Origin of the sequence: Lentzea sp. NBC_00516 (assembly GCF_036346835.1) — a bacterium.
In the GTDB taxonomy this organism is placed as follows: Bacteria; Actinomycetota; Actinomycetes; order Mycobacteriales; family Pseudonocardiaceae; genus Lentzea; species Lentzea sokolovensis.
Genome location: NZ_CP107840.1, coordinates 79,352 through 99,735 on the forward strand (window position 1 = coordinate 79,352; position 20,384 = coordinate 99,735).

Annotated in this window: 19 protein-coding genes; 8 read left to right on the top strand and 11 right to left on the bottom strand. The window is 69.3% G+C overall.

What is annotated here, in order from left to right; all coding sequences use genetic code 11:
* A complete protein-coding gene (locus tag OG205_RS00365; protein WP_330274188.1) occupies nucleotides 1-1,272 on the top strand; it encodes a PucR family transcriptional regulator in 1,272 nt (423 codons plus the stop codon).
* Here OG205_RS00365 and OG205_RS00370 read toward each other — a convergent pair.
* Nucleotides 1,246-2,046 carry a dioxygenase family protein gene (locus OG205_RS00370; protein WP_330274189.1) on the bottom strand — a complete coding sequence of 267 codons (801 nt, stop codon included), beginning with the start codon at nucleotides 2,044-2,046 and terminating at the stop codon, nucleotides 1,246-1,248. The genes OG205_RS00365 and OG205_RS00370 overlap by 27 nt on opposite strands.
* Nucleotides 2,047-2,094: 48 nt before the next feature.
* On the bottom strand, nucleotides 2,095-3,255 hold the full coding sequence (locus OG205_RS00375; RefSeq protein WP_330274190.1) for an FAD-dependent monooxygenase: 1,161 nt from the start codon (nucleotides 3,253-3,255) through the stop codon (nucleotides 2,095-2,097).
* A 109-nt stretch (nucleotides 3,256-3,364) separates the two neighbouring features.
* On the opposite strand from OG205_RS00375, the gene OG205_RS00380 reads away from it, so the two are divergent.
* The gene (locus OG205_RS00380; protein ID WP_330274191.1) at nucleotides 3,365-3,826 is read left to right on the top strand and encodes a MarR family winged helix-turn-helix transcriptional regulator; all 462 of its coding nucleotides are present in this window, start codon (nucleotides 3,365-3,367) and stop codon (nucleotides 3,824-3,826) included.
* A gap of 4 nt (nucleotides 3,827-3,830) precedes the next feature.
* Here OG205_RS00380 and OG205_RS00385 read toward each other — a convergent pair whose 3' ends face one another.
* Nucleotides 3,831-5,255, bottom strand: a complete 1,425-nt coding sequence (locus OG205_RS00385) for a glycoside hydrolase family 28 protein (RefSeq protein ID WP_330274192.1) — start codon at nucleotides 5,253-5,255, stop codon at nucleotides 3,831-3,833.
* Nucleotides 5,256-5,395: 140 nt separating this feature from the next.
* On the opposite strand from OG205_RS00385, the gene OG205_RS00390 reads away from it, so the two are divergent.
* The gene (locus OG205_RS00390; protein ID WP_330274193.1) at nucleotides 5,396-6,358 is read left to right on the top strand and encodes a helix-turn-helix domain-containing protein; all 963 of its coding nucleotides are present in this window, start codon (nucleotides 5,396-5,398) and stop codon (nucleotides 6,356-6,358) included.
* Here OG205_RS00390 and OG205_RS00395 read toward each other — a convergent pair.
* The 4 genes from OG205_RS00395 to OG205_RS00410 form a co-directional block, all read right to left on the bottom strand.
* Nucleotides 6,352-10,059, bottom strand: coding sequence for a S8 family peptidase (locus OG205_RS00395; protein ID WP_330274194.1), 3,708 nt, complete (start codon nucleotides 10,057-10,059; stop codon nucleotides 6,352-6,354). The genes OG205_RS00390 and OG205_RS00395 overlap by 7 nt on opposite strands.
* Before the next feature lie 151 nt (nucleotides 10,060-10,210).
* On the bottom strand, nucleotides 10,211-10,846 hold the full coding sequence (locus OG205_RS00400) for a lamin tail domain-containing protein (protein WP_330274195.1): 636 nt from the start codon (nucleotides 10,844-10,846) through the stop codon (nucleotides 10,211-10,213).
* A 137-nt stretch (nucleotides 10,847-10,983) separates the two neighbouring features.
* On the bottom strand, nucleotides 10,984-11,514 hold the full coding sequence (locus OG205_RS00405) for a lamin tail domain-containing protein (RefSeq protein ID WP_330274196.1): 531 nt from the start codon (nucleotides 11,512-11,514) through the stop codon (nucleotides 10,984-10,986).
* 150 nt (nucleotides 11,515-11,664) lie between these two features.
* Entirely contained in the window at nucleotides 11,665-11,973 is a 309-nt protein-coding gene (locus OG205_RS00410; protein WP_330274197.1) for a helix-turn-helix transcriptional regulator, read from the bottom strand.
* Between the two features lie 254 nt (nucleotides 11,974-12,227).
* Between OG205_RS00410 and OG205_RS00415 the strand changes: the two genes are divergently transcribed.
* The 4 genes from OG205_RS00415 to OG205_RS00430 all read left to right on the top strand — a co-directional run bounded on the left by OG205_RS00415 (nucleotide 12,228) and on the right by OG205_RS00430 (nucleotide 15,915).
* Nucleotides 12,228-12,638, top strand: a complete 411-nt coding sequence (locus OG205_RS00415; RefSeq protein ID WP_330274198.1) for a nuclear transport factor 2 family protein — start codon at nucleotides 12,228-12,230, stop codon at nucleotides 12,636-12,638.
* Entirely contained in the window at nucleotides 12,635-13,252 is a 618-nt protein-coding gene (locus OG205_RS00420; protein ID WP_330274199.1) for a ScbR family autoregulator-binding transcription factor, read from the top strand. The genes OG205_RS00415 and OG205_RS00420 overlap by 4 nt, the downstream gene beginning before the upstream one ends.
* Nucleotides 13,253-13,344: 92 nt before the next feature.
* Nucleotides 13,345-14,571 (top strand): ATP-grasp domain-containing protein, encoded by a 1,227-nt coding sequence (locus OG205_RS00425; protein ID WP_330274200.1) that lies wholly within the window; start codon nucleotides 13,345-13,347, stop codon nucleotides 14,569-14,571.
* Between the two features lie 72 nt (nucleotides 14,572-14,643).
* Entirely contained in the window at nucleotides 14,644-15,915 is a 1,272-nt protein-coding gene (locus OG205_RS00430) for a serine/threonine-protein kinase (protein ID WP_330274201.1), read from the top strand.
* Here OG205_RS00430 and OG205_RS00435 read toward each other — a convergent pair.
* From OG205_RS00435 to OG205_RS00445, 3 genes are all read right to left on the bottom strand, one after another.
* The gene (locus tag OG205_RS00435; RefSeq protein ID WP_330274202.1) at nucleotides 15,912-16,577 is read right to left on the bottom strand and encodes an HAD family hydrolase; all 666 of its coding nucleotides are present in this window, start codon (nucleotides 16,575-16,577) and stop codon (nucleotides 15,912-15,914) included. The two genes, OG205_RS00430 and OG205_RS00435, sit on opposite strands and share 4 nt — an antisense overlap.
* A 22-nt stretch (nucleotides 16,578-16,599) precedes the next feature.
* Complete coding sequence (locus tag OG205_RS00440) at nucleotides 16,600-17,898, bottom strand: wax ester/triacylglycerol synthase family O-acyltransferase (RefSeq protein ID WP_330274203.1); 1,299 nt, start codon at nucleotides 17,896-17,898, stop codon at nucleotides 16,600-16,602.
* Nucleotides 17,899-17,959: 61 nt separating this feature from the next.
* Nucleotides 17,960-18,856, bottom strand: a complete 897-nt coding sequence (locus OG205_RS00445) for an anti-sigma factor RsbA family regulatory protein (RefSeq protein WP_330274204.1) — start codon at nucleotides 18,854-18,856, stop codon at nucleotides 17,960-17,962.
* A gap of 182 nt (nucleotides 18,857-19,038) precedes the next feature.
* On the opposite strand from OG205_RS00445, the gene OG205_RS00450 reads away from it, so the two are divergent.
* Complete coding sequence (locus OG205_RS00450; RefSeq protein ID WP_330274205.1) at nucleotides 19,039-19,773, top strand: alpha/beta fold hydrolase; 735 nt, start codon at nucleotides 19,039-19,041, stop codon at nucleotides 19,771-19,773.
* Here OG205_RS00450 and OG205_RS00455 read toward each other — a convergent pair.
* Nucleotides 19,770-20,309, bottom strand: coding sequence for an MOSC domain-containing protein (locus OG205_RS00455; RefSeq protein WP_330274206.1), 540 nt, complete (start codon nucleotides 20,307-20,309; stop codon nucleotides 19,770-19,772). The genes OG205_RS00450 and OG205_RS00455 overlap by 4 nt on opposite strands.
* Between the last annotated feature and the right edge of the window lie 75 nt (nucleotides 20,310-20,384).

Here is a 20,384-nt window from a genome sequence, read left to right on the forward strand (position 1 = left end):
ATGCCCATCACCCTGCGGGAACTCGCTCGGACGCTTCGGCTGCCGGTGCTGGCCGGGGACGTGTCGAGGCCGGTCGGGTGGGTGCACGGTACGGAGCTCGCGGACCCCACGCCGTTCCTCGAAGGGGGCGAGCTGCTGCTCACGACCGGGCTCGCGGTCGTGGGTGCCGACTACGTCGAACGGCTTGTGCGTGCCGGGGTCGTTGGGCTCGGTTTTGGTACCGGACTGGGCCACGACGTCGTTCCGGTCGAGCTCGTGGAGGCTGCGGCGAAGGCCGACCTGGGGCTGGTCGAGGTGCCGCGCGGGGTGCCGTTCATCGCGATCAGCAAGGCGGTGTCGAAGGCTCTCGCGGCGGACGAGTACGCGGCACTGACCCGGACCAGCGAGGCGCAGAGGGCGCTGACCCGCGCGGCCGTGCGCGGTGGTGTCGCCGGCGTGGTGCGCAGGCTCGGCCAGTGGATCGACGGGTGGGTCGTGCTGCTCGACGCGGCGGGAGTGGCTGTCCACGAACACAACGCGCGCCAGGTACCCGGCCTGAGCGCCGAGGTGGCGCGGCTGCGCACGGCGGGTGGTCTGGCCAGCGCGGCGTTCGAGACAGGTGGCTGGAACGTGTTCCTGCAGGCGTTGGGGAGTCGCGCCAGGGGAGTGCTCGCGGTCGGCACCGCGGCTCCGCTCGACGCCGCCGACCTGAGCATCGTCAACACGGCCGCGTCCTTGCTGACCCTCGCGCTCGCCCAGAACGACGCCGTCGACGCGGCCCATCGTGAGTTGCGTTCGGGACAGTTCCGGTTGCTGCTGGCGGGGATTCCGATCGACGGACTGCCCTCGCGATTCCGGGTGTTCCTCGTGGACGAGCCGCCCGACGCCGGCTTCTGGGCCGAGCACGAAGGTCGGATCGTCGTGCTGACAAAGGAGTTCGACGGCTTCGCATCGTCCGAAGTGGACGTCACCGAGGTCGCGCGCGGCTATCGCGAGGCCCAGCAGGCACGTCGAGCGGGTGTGCGGACGTTCGAGGACCTCGCCGGCAGCCTGAAGGTCCCGGACGGGTTCGCGGACGCGTTGCTCAGGCCGCTCGACGCCGAGACCCGCGAGACGCTGCGGGTCTGGCTGACCCACCACGGCGCCTGGGACCCGGCGGCGGCAGAGCTGGGCGTGCACCGGCACACGCTGCGCAACCGGGTGCGCAAGGCCGAGCAGGCTCTCGGCCGCTCGCTCGACTCACCCGGTCTGCGCGCGGAGCTGTGGCTAGCCCTCCACCGCGAAGGTCAGTGAGGCGGTGTAGCCGGACCCGACGTCGCCCGACATGGTCGCCATCTGGTGGTCGACGCCGTCGCGGAACACCATGTCCTGCTTCAGGGACGTCCGCGACATGTTCTGCACGCTCTGCGTGTAGCCGGTCGTGCCGTAGACCTCCTTGCACGTCGTCTCGGGCAACGCGAGCTGCGAGGTCGTGATCTTGTTGCCGGCCTTGGTCGCCTCGGCCAGGCTCGGGTAGACCTCGAAGTGGATGTGCGGCCAGCGCCCCGAGTACGCGCCGGGGAAGACGCTGACGAACTTCAGCTTCCCGCTGGAGTCGGCCTCCTGGACGCCGCGCAGGAAGTTCTCGTTCTTCACGCGGTCCGAGTACATCGAGTAGTCGCCGTTGATGTCGCAGTGCCACAGGTAGACGGCGGCGCCCGCGAACGGCTTGCCGTCGTCGTTCTGCACCGTCAGGTCGATCGTGAGCTGCACGCCCTCGGCCGTGCGGGTCGAGGAACCGAAGCTGGACCGGATGTCCGACCGCACGATTCCGCTCTGCGTCAACGCGTTCGGGCCGTTGGAGCCGTCGCCGGGGAACGGGCCCGCCGTCTCCTCGGGGATCGGTTCCAGCGGCGAGCCGTCCGCCGTCGTGGACGAGCCGGCCGTGGTGGTCGAGGTCGCGGTGGTGGTCGACGGGGCGCAGGCCACGAGCGTGAGGCCTGCGCCGCCGAGCAGCGACAACGCCCGCCTGCGCCCGAAGAGCGTGGCGAGGTCGAACTGGAGGCCGCGGTCGTGGTTGTCCGTCATGCGACCCAGATTGCGGCCGTTTCCTGTGAGCCGCCTGTGGAAGAGCTGTCACGGAGATAGCAGCGGGAATTCTGGGAGGGTCATGGCCGAGTGCTCGGGCCGCGCGGCCGGGGCGGGCATCGTCTCGCGGGAGCGCAGGGCGGCGTTGCGGGCGGCCAGTGCCTCGGCGGTGCCCGGGAACAGCTCCGCGTTGCCCACGTCGACCAGGCCCTGGTTCGCCTCCACGAACGGCCGGATCGTGCGTTCGTACGCCCCGAAGTCGCGCATGTTGCCTGCCAGCACGTACGCGCCGACGAGCGCGAGGCTCGACCCCTGCCCCGTGAGGAACGACGGGGCGTACGCGGCGTCACCGACGAGAGCGACGCGGCCGGACGACCAGTGCGGCATGCGGATCTGGCTGACCGTGTCGAAGAACAGGTCGTCCGCCTCGTGCATCGCCTTGACCAGCCCCGGCACCTCCCAGCCGTTGTCGGCGAACACCGACGCCACGAGATCGCGCTGAGCCTGCGGGTCGCGGAACGCACCGAACGGAGCTTCAGGGCGCGTGAAGCTCAGGAACCCGTGCACGCTCTCGTTCGACCCCACCGCGTACAGGGCGGCGGCGCGGCCGGGTTCGTTCCACATCAACGCTTCCTGCTTGAGGCCGAGGTGGTTGGGCAGCGTGAAGCCCGCGAAGCAGTAGCCGAGGTAGCGGTGGAACTGCTCCTCCGGGCCGAACGTCAGCGCACGCACCGTGGAGTGGAGCCCGTCAGCGCCGATGACGTGGTCGTAGGTGCGCTGCAAGCCGCTGCGGAACGTCACGTCCACGCCACCGGAGTGCTCGTTCATCGTGACGATGGTGTTGTCGAAGAGGAACTCCACGTCGTCGCGCACGGTGTCGTAGAGGATCTCGGCGAGGTCGCCGCGCCGCACCTCCAGGTCACTGTTGTCGCTGCCGGTGAGCGACTCCGGGCGGATCGACGCGACGTGGCCGCCGTCGGCGTTGAGGAACGTGATCTGCCGCGTGTCGACGTGCGCCTCGCGGAGCCGGGGGAGCAGGCCCATGCGGTCGACCACTCCTAACGCGGTGCCGCGGATGTCGATCGGGTAGCCGCCGCCGCGCAGGGCGTGGGACTTCTCCACGACGGTGACGTCGAAGCCGTTCCGCCGCAGCCAGAACGCGAGCGCGGGGCCGGCGATGCTGGCGCCGGAGATCAGGACTGAGCTCATGGTTCCTCCAGATAACTAACTTAGGTATCCTTTTTCAGGTCGCGATGATCGCTACGGTTGCCTGCGACTGAGGCAAGCATATACCTAAGTTAGGTAAGTAAGGTGTGAGATGGGCGAGGCCCTGGACCCTGCGGCACTGCTGCCGCGCCTGATGCAACTGGGCACCGTGCTCAACCGCAGCCAGCTGGTCGAACGGGGGATGGAGCACGTCGGCCTCCCGCTCGACCGCCCTGGCCTGACCGTGCTCATCACCCTGCGCATGGCCGGGCAGCCGTTGCGGGTGGGGGAGATCGCCGCACGGATGCAGGTCGTCGGCCCGCACGTCACGAGGCACCTGCACGACCTGGAACGCGCCGACTTGGTCCGTCGTGTCACCGACCCCGACGACCAGCGTGCGCGTCTGGTCGAGCTGACGGACGCCGGCGCGGCGGCTGCCGGACGTTACCTGGAGGCCGTCATTGGACGGCTGGCCGGCGCGGTCGCCGACTGGTCCGAGGAGGACAAGACGACGCTCGGCCGGCTGCTCAGCCGGTTCGTGGACGACCTCCAGGCGCACCTCGGCCGGGAGTGAGGGCTCAGACCTTCTTGCCGTTGATGGTCACGTTGGTGAACGTGGTGCCGTCCGCGTTCTTGATGCTGGGCTTCGCGGTGGTCACGTTCGTGAAGGTGCTGTTGGAGATCGCGACGTTCCTGATGTGCGACTCGTCGAGGCCGTCCAGGGTGACGGCGGTCTTCTTGACCCCGTTGACGGTGAAGCCGTCCGCGGTGATGTTCCGCACCCTGGGGTTCACGATCGGGCCGTAGCCGGGGCCGGTGAGGCTGTAGTTCAGCGTCACCATGATCGCCTCGCGGTCGACGTCGGTGGCCTTGATCCGCCGGGCGTGGATGTTCTCGACAGTGCCGCCGCGCCGCTTGTTCGTCTTGATGTACAGGACGTGGAACGGTTTGTACGACGACCCCTTCTTCACCGTGCAGTCCTGGAAGAAGACGTTGCGCACGCCGCCGGACATCTCGCTGCCGACCGTCAGGGCGCCCCAGCGGCCCTCGAACGAGCAGTTCTCGATCACGATGTTCTCGCTCGCCACACCGACTCGGCGGCCGTCGATGTCGCGACCGGCCTTGATCGCGATGCCGTCGTCGCCGCAGTCGAACCGGCACCCGGTGATGTGGACGTACTGCGAGGCCTCGGGATCGCAGCCGTCGACCATGCCGCCGCGGCTGTACACGAAGATGTCGCGGATCGTCACGTTGCTGCACAGCACGGGATGCACGTTCCACATCGCGGAGTTGCGCAGCTGAACGCCCTCGACGAGGACGTTGCGGCACTCGTAGAGCGTGATCATGTTCGGCTTCAGGTAGTGGCCCATGCCGAACTTCCGGTCGGTCACCGGCCTGTTGTCGACGGCCCATTTCTGCAGCTGTTCCCAGTCGGGCTGCCGCTTGCCGTCGTAGTCGAACCACGGACCGGACGGGCCCTGGCCGTCGATCAGGCCCGGTCCGGTGATCGCGATGTTCTCGGCCTTGCGGGCGTAGATGAACGACGAGAAGTTCATGCACTCGATGCCCTGCCATCGGGTGTAGACCAGCGGGAAGTCCTTGGGGTCGGTGGAGAACCGGATGGTGGCGCCCTCCGAGACGTGCAGGTTCACGTTGCTCAGCAAGGTGATCGCGCCGGTCAGGAAGGCGCCTTCGGGCACGACGACCTGGCCGCCACCCGCCGCGGCGCAGGCCTCGACGGCCTTCCTGAACGCCTCGGTGTTCTTCGTCTTGCCGTCGCCCTTGGCGCCGTACGCGGTGATGTCGAACCTGGCGCTGGGGAACGTGGGCGGCACGATCTTCGCGAGGATCGCCGGCACCTGGTCCCACGGCGACTCTGCCATCGGTATCGCGGTGTGGTCCCGCGCCGAGGCGACCGGCGCCGGCAGGAACGAGCAGGACAACATCGTGACACCCGCGGTGGCACCGGCGACTTTGAGGAAGTCGCGGCGATTGGTCTCCATCGGCCGTCCTTTCGCACGCATGTGTTGGCACAAACTGCGAGCGGCGGCGATGAGAAGGTTGTGAAAACCTTTTCAACCGATGTCTACACCCGTTTCCGGCCCCGCGTCAACGGCTGCCCGAAGTCGGCATACTGGCTTGCGTGCTCGGATTGCGTCCGACGGAACTCGCGGTCTACGAGACGCTCGTGGACTCCTACCAGCTGGAGCTGGCGGAGCTGTGCCCCGCGGCGGGACTGGCCGAGCGGGTGGTGCGGGCCGCGCTGAGGTCGTTGACCGACCTGGGCTTCGTCCACCAGGTCGACGGGCTGCACACGGCCGTCGCCCCGGACGTCGCGCTGGCGGCGTACTTCCTGCGCCGTGAGGACGATCTGCGGCGGGAGCGGCTGCTGGCGGGTGCGCTGCAGGTCCGCTACGAACGGGCGGCGGGCGTGCGCGCTCCCGCGGACCTCGTCGAGGTGGTGCACGGGGCCGAGGCGATCTCGCGGCGCGTGGACCAGGTGATGCGCACGGCCCGGCACGAGGTGCGGTTCGTGGACAAGCCTCCGTACGCCAAGGCGCCCACGTCGTTGCACCCGGTGGAGGACGAGTTGCTGCGCCGCGGCGTCCGGTTCCGGGGCATCTACGAACGCCGGGCGCTGGAGCTGCACGACCTGCGCGCCGACCTGGAAATGGGGCTGTCGCTGGGGGAGGAGGCACGGGTCGTCGCGGTCGCGCCGACGAAGATGATCCTCGCGGACTCCCACCTCGGGCTCATTCCGTTGTACAGCACCGAGACGACGCTCGAGAGCGCGGTGATCGTGCACCGGTCGGCGTTGCTCGACTCGCTCGGGGCGCTGTTCGGGAAGCTCTGGGACGACGCGGTACCGCTGTCGTTACCGGGGCAGCCGGCGAGCTCCGAGGTCTCGATCGCGGACGCGCGGCTGCTCGCGTTGCTGGCCACCGGGTTGCCGGACCGCAGCATCGCCAAGCAGCTCGGGCTGAGCTACCGGACGTACCAGCGGCGCCTGCACCGGCTGATGGACGAGCTGGGCGCGCAGACCCGGTTCCAGGCGGGTCTGCGCGCGGCTTCGCGTGGTGCGGGTTCCCTTCTGCCGCCTCAGTGAGTGCGGAACGCCTTCTGCATGGTCTGCGTGACGGTGTTCCCGGTGCCGTCCCTGGCCTCGGTGCGCAGCCACACGTCACCACTCGGCTTGTCGATCGTGACCTGCCAGCGGCCACCGTCGGGCTCGATCCGCGCCGGCCGCCAGGTCACGCCGTCCGCGGACCACTGCACCTTCACCACGGTCACGGGCGCGCTGCTCGACGCGGTGACGTGGTAGACGAACGGCGTGTTCGCCGGTGCGGAGTTCGTCAGGTCGAGCGGCAGGTCGTGCCGCAGCCCGATCAACGGCTGGAACTGACAGCTCGCCGCCTGGGCGTGGCAGGAGTAGCCGCGCGGCGGCGGGTTGAGCGACCGGCGTGACTGGAACGTCCACGTCGTCTCGGTGCGCGGGGCGAGGGTGAACAGGACGGGGTTGACCGCGCCCGCGATCGCTCCTGGCGCGTGGCTTTCGACCTTCTCCAGGCGATAGGTGGCCTGGTCCGGTGACAGCGGGAAGGTCGGGTAGAACGCCAGCGGGTCCTGGTTCTGCCCGATCTCGCGGTCGTCCTGGAAGAGGCGGACCTTGGTCGTCGTGAAGAACTTGCTGTTCTGGTAGGGGTTTGTGTAGTGACCAGGGCTGCCGTCCGTCCACTGCAGAGCGGGGACGAACGTGTCGCCGGTGCGGCAGTCCGAGCAGAGCTGGCGCCACGCGTCACCCGCGGCGGGGTAGCGGGCGGGGTGGTCGGACTGCAGGTCGATCGCGGTGCTGTGCATCGGTCCGGCGAACCAGCGCTCGACGGCCGGGGCCTGGCCGTCGCGGAACACGTTCTCCTGGTACATCGCCATCGCCGCGCGAGCGCCCTTGTCGTCCGTGCCGCTCAACGTGACCGAACGCTTCCAGACGATCCGGTCGTCGCCTGGGCCGATGTACTCGTTCCACGCGGCGGGCGGGGTGAACGTGGTGCCGCGCATGATCTGCGTCTGCCACAGCCCGGTCGGAAACGGGTACCAGGTCTTCTGCACGGTGAGGCCGGGTTTGTCGGCGTGGTAGGAGGTCCTGTGCAGCACGAGCTTCGCCGGGTCGACCGTCTGCCGGTGGGCGGCGGGGATGCCGTTGGCGTCGAGGTAGCTGAGGTTGAACACGGACTCCGGACCGGACCTGATGCTCAGCCTGATCGCTGTCTGCTTCGCCAGGAACTCGCCGTCGGCGTTGCTGACGCTGAGCGAGGGCAGGGCGGTACTGGCGAGACCGGTGAGCGGGAGCGCCCCCGGTTGGTCCACATAGGACAGCAGTGCCTTCCTGCCTTCCTGGGCGGCGGTGGTGGCGGCGGCGTTGGCGGCCTTGACCATGACGGCCGGCGTGTCCGGCTTGATCTTCACGACCTTGACGTCGGTCCTCTCGCCCGGCCACTTCGCGGACAGCACGGCGATGTCGCCGTCGGCCTTGAGCGTGCGGCCGCCGGAGGTCAGCGTGACCGTGGCGGTCTGCAGGGTCACGTTGTCCTGCAACGAGATCGCGCCCTTGCCCGCGGCGGGGGACGGGGTCGCGCGGATCTCCCACGGCGCGGTGCCGAGCGCGGCCGAGGTCTCGGTGATCAGCGGCAGGTTGCCGCCCTCGGCGGGCAGGACGCGGCGCATCGTGACGGTGCGGTCGCGTTGCTCGGCCGGGCCCGGCGGCACGACCTCGATCGGCACGGTCCGCTGCGCGTCGAGCGAGACGTCCTGAGCGCCGGCGACCGTCAGTTCCGGTGCGGCCAGCGCGGACCAGCGGCGCACTCCCGCCGTGTTCTCGGTCGCCCAGCTCATCGCGGAGTAGCGGCCGCTCGGCACGTTCGCGACGCCCTCGCCGTTCACCACGTCGAAGACGTAGCTGAGGGTGTCGTCGAACGGGTCGTTGACGTCGTCCTGGCCGTTGGTGTCGTCGATGAGCTGGCCGAAGGCGGGTGCGGGTGCCCTGCCCGCGGTGTCGCGGACGTGCACCGACACCGGGAACGTCCGTGGCGCCTCATAGACGCTGACCGTGGTGCGGAGGGTGGTGCCCGCGCCGGTGGCCGTGACGACGCCGCCGTACACACCCGCCGGACCGGCGTCGGGGTCAAGAGTGAGGATCGCGGTGGCCTGAGCGCGGGCAGGGACGGTGAGACGGGAGGTGCTGAGCCGGAACGCCGTCGCGGACGTGCCGTCCCAGCCCTTCAGGGACGCGGCCAGATCGAGGGTGATCGGGGAGTCGGAGTCGTTGGTGTAGCCCAGTTCCCGGGTCAGAGTGTCGCCGGATCCCTTCTCCTGCCGCCCGAAGCTCACCGACGCCGGTCCGGTCGCCTTGCCCGCCACGGCGCGCGCCACGTCCAGCCGTCCCGCGCCCTGCTCGTACCAGGGCAGGCCCACGTCGGACGCGCTGGTCACGAGTGCGTTCTTCAGCTGCTTCGCGGTCCAGCCGGGGTGCTGCTGGGCGAGCAACGCGGCCGCGCCCGCGACGTGCGGCGTGGCCATCGAAGTACCGGACGACGCGGTGTGCAGGTCCGAGACCGGCGCGCCCATCGACGTGTCCGCGGCGCGCGCGGCGACCACGCCGACACCCGGCGCGGTGATCTCCGGCTTCACGTGCGCGTCGCCGATGCGCGGGCCGGTGCTGCTGAACGGCGCGAGCCTGTTCTGCCGGTCGACCGCGCCGACCGTCAGCGCGGACGCCGCGGCGCCGGGGGAGGTGACCGAACGCCCGGCAGGTCCGTTGTTGCCCGCCGCCACCACGAACAGCACACCGGTCTCGGCGGAGAGCCGGTCGACGAGCGCGCTGAGGTCGTCGGAGCCGTCCGTGACGTCGCCTCCGAGGCTGAGGTTGACGATCTTCGCGCCGGACCTGGCCGCCCACTCGATGCCCGCCATCACCTGCGAGGTGTCGCCCTCGCCCGCACCGTTGAACACCTTCGCGACCATCAGCTTCGCCGCCGGGGCGACGCCGGAGTACTTCGCGCCGGTGCCCGCGATGATCGAGGCGACGTGCGTGCCGTGGCCGTGGAGGTCGGTGACGTCGGGCTCGTCGGAGAAGTTCGCCGTCTCGGTGATCTTCGCGGCGACGTCGGGGTGGTGCTGGTCGATGCCGGTGTCCACGACGGCGACCGTGACACCGGCGCCGTTCAGGCCGGCCGCCCACGCCGCCGGTGCACCGATCTGCTTCGTGGTCTGGTCGAGCGTGACCCGGATCGGCCGGTCGTACTTCACCCGCACGCCGGATTTCACGCTCATGTCCAGGGAACGCCAGAACTCCTGCGCCTTGGCCTTCTCCACGTGGACGCCGGCTGCGTTGAGGGTGTTGATCCTGGTGTGCGCGCTGGCGCTGACGCCGCCGATCGTGAGCACCGGGACGGTGGCCGTGCGGTCGTCGGACTGGCCGGTGCGGACGAGTTCGGTGACGTTGAAGAGGGTGCGGTCGACGGTGCCGGACGCGACCGCGCCGATCGCGTCCGATGGGTAGACGTGCAGACCTTTGGCCGTCGTCATGGTGTGGAAGACCGGCGGCTCGCCTTCCCTTGGCGCGGCGTGGATCTGGGCGAATTTCCGGCCGTCGGAGCGTTCGGTGTAGTCGACGACGTCCCCGGTGATCAGAGTGATCCGGTGGGACGCCTCGGACGTCTGGGCCGGCGGGGGAGCCTGGGCGGCCCCGTGCGCCGGTGGTGCGACGAGCGTGGCCGCGGCAACGGCTAGTGCCAGGACGTGTCGGAACACGGCGCCTCCTCGTGATCAGTTCACAGCAGGATGAGGGGCCGGAATTCCTTGCGGAACAGTGGAAAGCGGCGGTTGGTCGCCGTTGGCGACTTCGCGCCACACGACGGAGCCCAGACCGTCGGTGACGGCCCGGGCTCCTGGGACTGTTCGGTCAGAAGGTGCGTTCCTGCAGCGAGAAGTCACGCTGGTTGTTGTTCGTGTCCTGGCCGAGGATGTTGCGGGTGTTCGAGCCGTTCAGCGCGGCCGTCTGCGCGGTTTCCGGCGAGGCGTTGACGCTCTCCTTGGGCGTGACCGCGCTCGCCGAGAACGCGACGCCGTCGATCTTGAAAGCGGTCGGCGCGTTGCTGCCGAAGATCGCGACACCGCCGTACACCGGAATGCCCTCGACACCGAGGAAGTTCACCGGGAGCACGTGTTGCGTGCTCGTGGTGCCGGAGAACTCGGCGCCCGTCAGCACCAGCGTGGAGCCGACGTTGTTCTTGGGCGCCAGCACGATCGGCTGGCTGAGGGAGTCCATCAGCGGGATCGTCTGGATGACCTGGTTCTGCTGGTTGTAGATCTTCAGCACCCAGTTGGTGAGGTCGAGCTGCTGGTCCGTGGTGTTGACGATCTCGATCGCCTCGTCGAGCGGTCCGTTCGGGCCCATCGTCGAGACCTCGTTGACGAGCACAGCCGGCACGGCCATGACCTCGGGAGCACCGGGCTCCTCGGCCGCGGTCGCCATTCCCGCGAACGCGATGGTGCTCGCGAATGCGAGAGCCGTGGCTCCGCTCAGCAGTCGACGCATTGTCTCGGTCCTTTCGAGAAGTGAATTGTGGGCATTTCTCGTGGCGGCCTGCCTGGTCTCGTGAAACAACCTGTCTTGCCGCCGGGACCGACTTTGCTCTGATTTGTCGTGGGTCGTAAGGGGCCATTGAAGTGTGGCTAGGGATTGATTTCTCCGGGAGTGGGAATGAGGCAGGTGAAGTCCGCGGAGTTGTGGTCGGTGTCGTGTGAGGCGCTGTCGCGGCCGAGTGAGGAGCCCTGGCCGGAATTCGGGCAGGGGGTGGCCGGTCCGTCTTCACGGCACGGTGAGGACGAGGTCAGGCCCACGCTGTCGGTGTGCGCGCCGTGCCGGTTTCGAGCGATAACGCCCGAGCCGTCCACCGTGCTCACGACGATCCCGTTGGGCACCGTTCCGCTGAACGCGCTGCCGACTATCAGGAAGTATTCACCCGGAGGTAGCACGGTGGCCGGGGGGATGGTGGCGAGGATTCGCGGAGTGCTGCCGGCGCAGGCCTGGACCGACCATCCTCCGATGTCTGTCTCGGTGGAGCCGGTGTTGCGCAGTTCTACGAATCCGCTCGATCCGAGCGCGATCTCGTTCACTTTGACCGGGGATGCCCCCGGCGCGCCGCCGAGCGCGGCACCGGCGAGCAACAGGTACGTTGCGACGGTGTTTCCCAGGGGTGTCACAGATCGCAGTCTGGCCCGGCCCGGTGGTCGTCACAGGGGGCCAAAGACCTGCTCTGCCTGGGACTTGCGGGAAGACGGTGGCCGCGGGGTCCTGGCGGTACACCGCTTCCCGGACGGGGGACAGGTTTCCTTCGGCCTGTCCGCGCTCCGTTAACCGGAGTGGTCTTCCCTGGTTCCCCTGCGCGTCTCACGTGCGATCGTCGCCGCCTTGTCGACCGCGGCGTGCGGCACGTCGAGCGCCGTGCTGAGGAAGGCTCGCCAGTAGGGGCCGGGAATGCGTTTGCCGCGTTCCCATCTCGACACTTCTTCACGAGTGACGCTGTCGTTTTGTGAGATCTCGCACAACAGGTCCGCGAGTTCGCGCTGGGTGAGGCCCTGCTCTCGCCTGGCCTGTGGAATCAGCGCGGTAATGGGCGGCACATCCTGGTGCTCGGTGGCTGGTAGGGCTGCCTTGAGCACGGTTCTGCTCCGTTTCGGTGTGATGGGTGGGTGTGTCGACCACCATGCCGCAAAGTCTGGATCATGGGGCCCTGCATTGCGGTGATACCGACGGTCGTTGAAAGTTCGCGTACCGATGGAATCGTCCGCTCGGATGTTCGGGTGAAAGTGAGCTGGGCCAACGGGGTGCGCGTTCTCGCATTGTGGGTCTTTGACTAGTGTGACTGCGCCAGGACCGTTGCGACAGCAATGACCGGGATGAGAAGGTGGAGAAAATGCTCTCGACGGTCGAAGTGGTGCAGGTGTTTCTCGCGCGGCTGGCCGCGCAGGACGCAGCGGGCATCGCGCGGTTGTGCGCGCCGACCGTGGAATGGGAGGCGCCCGACCCCGGTGGCGCCCGGTGGACGACCGGCCCGCGCACCCGCAGGGAGGTCGAGTCCCAGTTCCTCACCCTGTTCGCCACGTTCGGCCTGGAGCGGCTCTCGGCCCGCCAGGTGATCGTCGACGGAGGAGACGCGGCCGTGGTCGGTTCGGCGCGCTGGCGGGTCCTGACCACGGCCGAGCGGGTGGACGTGCGCTTCGCCGCCGTGGTCTCCGTGCACCTGGGGGAGATCGAGCAGTACTGGCAGATGCCGGACACGCTGGCCGCCGCCGTCGCCACAGGGGCCGCGCGGACCGAGGCATGAGCGTCAACCGCGAGAGATCGACCCGCACCAGGGCCAAACTGCTGCACGCCGCCGCGGAGGTGTTCGACCGCGACGGGTTCGCCGGATCCAGCCTCATCGCCGTGTGCGCGCGGGCGGACGTGTCGAAAGGTGCGCTGTATTGCCACTTTCGTTCCAAAGAGGCGCTCGGCGTCGCGATCATCGAGGAGCAGTCGCTGTTGTGGCACCGGCTGCGCGACGAGCAGCTCGCGATCGAGCAGTCGCCGGTCCAGGCGCTGATCGCGATGTCGTTCGAGTTCACCCGCAGGCTGGACACCGACCTCACCGTGCGGGTCAGCGCGAAGCTGTTGCGGGAGGCGGTGTTCTTCGACGTCGTGGCCGCCGCACAGGTCGTCGGCTGGGTCGCGGTGGTGCGGGAGCTGCTGTCGCTCGCTCGGGAACGAGGCGAACTGCGGCCGGAGGTGAACGTCCGGCACGCGGCCGAGCAGATCGTCGCGGAGCTGCTCGGACTGCAGTTCGTGGCCCAGGCACTGAGCGGCGGCACCGATCTCCGCACGCGGCTCGCGCGGGTCTGGCGGGCGTCTTCTGGCTGTCTGGTGACAAGACCTGTCTACGAGACGTTGCGTTTCGAGTGACGGTCGTCTCGACCCAATCGAGACAGGAATGCCCGCTCGCACCAGGGCCGTTGTGCTCCTCGTTCGTCAAGTGTCCTAACGAAGGAGCAAGGGTGAGCAGCATCGTGGTGGTGGATCCGTACTCGGCGGGCAAGGGCATCGCCCCCGCGTTCGCGGCGCGGGGCGTCGACGCGATCGCGGTGCTGACGACGGAGAAGCCTCCCGCCGGGCTGGACTGGATCCCGGACGACTTCGCGGAGGTCCACGTGCTGCACGACCTCGACGAGCTCGCCGCGAAACTGGCCGTGCACGAGCCGATCGCCGTCGTGCCGGGCACCGAGACCGGTGTCGAGACCGCGGAGGCGTTGTCGGAGCTCATCGCGCCGGGCCGGTCGAACGTCCTGACGCTCTCCTCCGCGCGCCGCGACAAGTGGCAGATGGCCGTGGCGCTGCGCACCGCCGAGGTGCCGCACCTGCGTCAGATCAGCTCCGACCGCGTCGACGAGGTCGCCGCGTGGCTGCGGCGCGAAGGCCTGGAGGACTCGCCGATCGTGGTGAAACCGCAGGAGAGCGGCGGTACGGACGACGTGTTCGTGGCGATGCCGGGCGACGACTGGCGGGCCAAGTTCGACCGGATTCTCGGTTGCGTTAACAAGCTGAACATCCGCAACGACAAGGTGCTCGTGCAGGAACTCGCGGTGGGCACCGAGTACGAGGTCGACACCTACTCGATCGACGGCGAACACGGCCTGGTCGCGGTCTGGCGCTATGCCAAGCAACGGCGCGGCGACCGGCTCGGCATCTACCTGTCGAACACGTTGGTCGCGCAGGACGAGCCGGTGGTCGACGTGCTGTTCGACTACGTGCGCCAGGTGCTCGAGGCGACCGGCGTCCGCAACGGGCCGGCGCACGTCGAGGTCATGATCACCCCCGACGGCCCGCGGCTGATCGAGATCGGCGCGCGGCTGGCCGGTGCGGAGCAGCAGGAGCTCACCGTGCTGGGTACCGGCGAAAGCCAGATCACCCGGATGGTGCGGCACCGCGTCGACGGCGACTCGTCGGTCGGCCGGTACTCGCGACGCCGGCACGTGAAGTCGGTGTACCTGTCCTCGCCCGCGGCGGGAGAGCTCGGCAACTCGGTGCGATTTGACGAGCTGGCCTCACTTTTGCCCAGTTACCAGAGCGACGCGCTGCCCTATCGCGAAGGTTCGACGGTGCCGCGAACCGATGACCTGTGGACGTCGTTGGGTTCGGTAGTGCTGGCGAACACCGACGCCGACCAGCTGGAACGCGATGTGGCGGTCGTCCGGGAGATCGAAGCCGGGCTGATCGTAGTGTGATCGTCAGGCGTGACCGGGTAGCCGTGATTCCACGCGACCCGTTAGTTTTGCTGTGCGACGGAGCGGAGGCCCATGAGCGAGCGCTGGGACGGTGACCTGACGGGCACGGTGGTCGACGACCGCTACGTGATCGGGTCGCTGCTCGGCTCGGGTGGCATGGCGGAGGTCTACCGCGCGTACGACCGCGAGACCACGTCGTCGGTCGCGGTCAAGATCTTCACGGGCCCCGGCCTGCCGGACGACGAACTGCGCCTGCAGCGCGAGGCCTCGATGCTGGTCTCGCTGGAGTGCCCGGGCATCATCCCGGTCTACGCGTCGGGTTCGTTGTCGCGCCGCCCGTACTTCGTGATGCGCGAGATCACCGGCGGCACCCTGCGCCAGCGCATGCGCGAACCGCTGCCGCCCCGGTTCGTGGCGCGGATCGGCAGCCAGATCGCCGCGGTCCTGGACCACGTGCACGACCTCGGCGTCGTGCACCGCGACATCAAGCCGTCCAACATCCTGATCGACGACGAGGAGAAGCAGGCGTACCTCGCGGACTTCGGTCTCGCGCTGGTGGCCGAGGTGACGCGGGTGACGACGTCCGGCGTGCTGGTCGGCACCGCCGGTTACCTGTCACCGGAACAGGTGCGCGGCTCGGACGTCGGGCCCGCCGCCGACGTCTACGCGCTCGGCCTCGTGCTGCTGGAGTGCCTGACCGGGCGCAGCGAGTACCCCGGCGGCGACGCCGAGGCCGCGCTGGCCAGGCTGGCCCGGTCGCCGCGGATCCCGCTCGACCTGCCGCCTGCCTGGGAATCGCTGCTGTCCGCGATGACGGACATGAACCCGTCGCGCCGGCCGACCGCCGCCCAGTGCGCGCGCTCGCTGACCGCCGCTTTCGAGGCCAGCCGGGGCTTGCCCGCGTTGCTGCCCGACGCGGCGGTCGCTCCGGACGCGCCCACGGGTCCGGTCGTGCCGGAGCCCCGGTCCTGGCGGGGCAAGCGCTTGGCGATCTCGGCCGCGGCGGTGGCCGTCACCGCGGTGGCCGTGGTGGTGGCCAACTTCGCCGTTGGCGGGAACGAGGCGCCGGCGGCGGACAAGCCTGTGACGCCGGACGCGCAGACCCAGGTGGTGACGGTGACGCAGTCCACGGTGACCGTGGTGCAGACGCCGGACGGGTCGGAGGCGCCCGGGGTGCCCGGTGCGCCGCAGCCAGGGGCGAGCGGTGTGGACCCGTCGACCTCGGCCGTCGAGACGACCGAGGAGGAGCCGGTCGACGAGACGACGAAGAAGAACAAGGAGAAGAAGAAGGACCGCAAGAAGTCCTCGGAGGCGCCCACTCCGTCGCAGGAGCCGCTGCCCTAGGCGTTCGGGTCGCTCACCTCGGCGAACGGCAGGTCGGCCAGTTCCGCCCGCAGCGTGTCCAGGTTCGCGTACACCGCTGAGGCCCCGCGGTCGACCAGTTCGTTCTCCGCGAACCCGCCGGTGAGCAGCCCGATCGACGGCAGGCCCACCCGTGCGGCGGCCTCGCAGTCCCAGACCGAGTCGCCGACGGCGACCGCGCGGTCGCCCTTGACCTCGCGCAGCGCCACCTCGATCAGGTCCGGCGCGGGCTTGCTGTCGTCGACGTCGTCGGAGGTCGTCCACGCGACGTCGCCGGGGTCGAGCAGCTTCAGGTAGTGCTCGACGTGCTTGCTCTTGCCCGAGCTGGCGAGCACCACGGCCAGGCCCATGTCGGTCGCGGCCCGCACCAGGCGGTGCGCGCCCTCCAGCGGCTGGATCTCGTCGAGCATGGTGTCGAAGTGGCGTTCCCACGCGGCGCGCACCTCGTCGCCGTGGTCCTGCTCGACCTTGTCGCCCGCCACGGCGGCGACGAGCTTGTCGCCGCCCATGCCGATCGCGCGATGCACTCGCCACGCGGGCACGGTGACGTCGACTTCGCGGAACGCGCGCAGCCACGCCACCGTGTGGTGGTAGTTGGTGTCGACCAGGGTGCCGTCCACGTCGAGGACCACGGTGTTGCTCATGAAACCAGGTTTGCCCGTGCGTCTACCTCGGCAAACCCACCAGCTCGCGAGTCTCCTGCAAAGCGACGAGCTCTCGGCGCAGCACTCCGTCCAGCCATTGCGCGTCCGACATCCACGACTGGTTCGTGTTCAGGCAGACGTGCACGGAGTTGCGGTACACCGACAGTGCGATGCCCACGGCGTGACCGGGTGCGACCGGCGCCACCGGGTACATCTCGCACAACGCGGCGCCGTCCAGCGCGAGCGGCACGGACGGCAGCGGCACCGAGGTGACCAGCGTGTCGAACAGCAGGGGAGCGCAGCGGCCCATCACCGGCGCGGCCAGGCGGTGCACCAGCGGCGGCACCTTGTCGGCGAGCAACGGCAGCGCGCCGGCGCCCCGGTCGGGACCGGCGGCCTTCGCGGACTCCATCTGCGCGCGGATGTTCCGCAGGCGTTGCGCCGGGTCGGTCTCGCCGACGGGCAGCGCGACCAGGAAACCGGAGATCTGGTTGCCCGAGGCGCCGTCACCGGAGCGTGAGCGCTGGTTAACCGGGATCAGGGCGCGCACGACCGAGTCGGTGCCGGCGCTGCCGTGCGCGGAAAGCCAGTGCCGCAACGCACCCGTGACCAGGGCGAGCAGCACGTCGTTCACCGTGCCGCCGTGCGCGCGCCGGATTCGGTGCACGTCCGCGAGATCCAGGCGCGACATCACCACCCGGCGTGGCCGGGTGGACGCGGTGAGCACGGGCGAGTTCAGCGTCGGCGGACGCGTGTTCATCAGCACCGAGGAGGCGATGTCGAAGGTGTCCTTGATCCCGCGCAGCGACGGGAGGGACGGGATGATCGACTTCACCACGGGCTGCGGAGCGTCCGGAATGGACAGCCGCGACGGGTCGAAGAGCTGAATTCCCAGGCCAACGGCCTTCATGCCGTCGCACAGCGAGTGGTGCAGCTTCGCGACGACGGCGAACCTGCCGCCCGCGAGGCCGGTGATGACGTGCAGCTCCCACGGCGGGCGCGCGAGGTCGAGCGGCTGCGCCATGAGGTGCGACACCAGGGTGGCGAACCGATCACGGCCGCGCACGTGGTGCGTGAAGACGTGGTCCTCTGGCGCGAAGCCGGGGTCCTCCACCCAGCGCGCGCCGCCGAACATCGAGGTGCGGGCGCGCTGGCGCAGGCGCGGAATCTCTTGCGCCCGTTCGCACAGCACGGCGGCGATGCGAGCCGGATGCACCGGAGTGGACGGTGCGAAGGTCGCCACCGCGCCGAGGTGCAACGGGTTGCTGTCGCCTTCCATTGCGAGGAAAGCGATGTCAAGGGGGGAGAGGTGGTCTGTCATATCCGTGCAAGGAAAACAGGTCCTCGTGTCCTGCGCATTGCGATGAGATGGCGGTGACTCTCTACCGGCCCAAGTACACTCGAACGGTGGTACCGCTGTGACTCGTGTGGGTGCGAACCAGGTCACACAACAGGTTCACCATCACGATTCCGAAGCCGGACAGGCCGGTGAACGACGGTGGGAAGCCGGTGCCTTCGTCGCTCACCTCGCACACCGCCGTGTCGCCCTCGCGCCACATCCGCAGCACCCCGCGCCCGGACGCGTGCAGGATGCTGTTCGTCGCGAGTTCGTTCACGGCGAGCATCAGATCCTCGATCTGCTCGCGGCGCAGCCAGTGCGCGTACGCCGACACGACCTTGCGCATGTGCGCGAGGGTGCCGACGGTGAACGGGTGCTCCTCGGCGTCCGCGGGCGGCGGCGGTAACGGCACGTTGTAGATGTCGGTCAGGCCGGCGGGGTCGGTGTACCACTCGCTCGCCACGCGCCGTTCGCCTTCGATCACCACGGGATGGGTGCGCCGCGCGTCCTCCAGCACGCGGCCGGGCAACGCCGCCGCGTCGTACGGGCACAGGATGACGCCCCGCCTGCCTTCGAACGCTGTGTTGATCAACGCCTCGTGCTGCACGCACGCCGGGTACTCGAGTTCGGTGCGGCCGGGCCACATCGGTTCGCCGATCATGCGGAAGCGGCCCTGCGCGCTCGCGCTGAACGCCATCAGCACGCCGGGGATGATCCGGCCGGGGTTGCGGCCGGCCTCGGTCATGTCGATGAAGTGGACCTGGTCCGCCGCTTCGCCCAGGCGTGCGCGCAGCAGCGCGATGCCTGCCTCCGACACCGCCACCAGCACCGGCTCGCCACTGTCGACACCTTCCGTCACGAATCTGGCCGTACCGGAGAGGAAGGTGTCCTCGTCTCGGTAGAACAGGGCCTCGTGCGCGAACGGAGCAACGGAGTTCATCGGCTTCCCGGTGAGGTCGGTGGCGGCGGCAAGCCACCATTCTGCTCCCCGTAACAGTGTTTCGGCGGGGGCCAGGACGGTGGTTGTCGGTACGCGTGCCGCCGTACGCCGGATTCGTCGTGCGGGCGGGCAAAAGCCCAGGCAGACTCGCGGATGTCGGGGCACAGCGAGGAGGTGACGCCGTGTTGCACCACACGCTGACCGGCCCGCGGGACGCGCCGGTGCTGGTGCTGGGCAACGCGCTCGGCACGACGACCGGACTGTGGCGCGAGTTCTCGCTGCCCTTCCGCCTGCTGCGCTTCGACCACCGAGGTCACGGCGGCAGCGCGCCCGTCGAAGGCCCGTGCACGATCGAAGACCTGGCGCACGACGTCGTAGAACTGTTGGACCACTTGGGATTGCGCCAGGTGTACTACTGCGGCGTGTCCCTCGGCGGCATGGTCGGCATGTGGCTGGCCGCGCACACCGACCGGATCTCCCGGCTGGCACTCGTGTGCACCACCGCCTGGGTGCCGGACAAGGCCAGGTTGGACGAACGCGTCGAACTGCTACGTGCACACGGGATGGAGTCCGTCGCGGACTCGATCGTCTCCCGGTGGTTCACGCCGACGTGCGCGCCGGCCGTCGTCGCGCACTACCGCGCCGAACTGCTCCGGACCCACCTGCCGTCGTACCTCGCCTGCGTCGAAGCAGTCCGGGACATGGACCTGCGGCCGGATCTGCCGAAGATCGACGTGCCTACCGTCGTGATCGCGGCGGCCCAGGACCACGCGACGCCGACGGAACTCGTCCGGCACATCGCGGACGACCTGCCGGACTCGGAGCTCTACGTCGTCGGGGACGCCGCGCACCTGGCGGTCGTCGAGGCGCCGAGAACGATCTCGGTGATCCTCGACGACCACTTCGGCAACAGCTAGACCTTCTCCAGCGGACGGTGCGGGTGCGCGGGCAGCTCGACGCGGATCTCGTCACCGGGGCGGACGACGCCGCCGGCGAGCACGATCGACATGATCCCCGCGCGCCGGACCAGTTCCCCGTCCGGGCCCTTGCCCACGACCTCCTTGAGCAGCCCCTTGGAGAACCCGTCGATCTGCAGGCACGGGTTGCGCAGCCCGGTCACCTCGACCACGGCCTCGGAACCCAGGTGCAGCAACGTTCCGGTGGGCAGGCCGAGCAGATCGATGCCCCGCGTGGTGATGTTCTCGCCGATCTGGCCGGGCTCCACGGCGTGACCCTTGTCCCGGAGCTCGTCGAAGAGCTCGGCGTGCATCAGGTGCACCTGGCGCAGGTTCGGCTGGGTCGGGTCCTGCGCCATCCGCGACCGGTGTTTGACCGTCACGCCCTGGTGGACGTCGCCCTCGACGCCGAGACCGGCGAGCAAAGTGATGCTCTCCCGTGCCGGCTTTGTGAACGTGTACTCCTCGTTGCGGCTTACCGCTGTCACAACCCCCATGTCCCTGATTGTGCACGATCAGTTGAGACGCGACGAGTACTCCGTTCGGCGGAGGGAAACACGGAAGCAGGAATC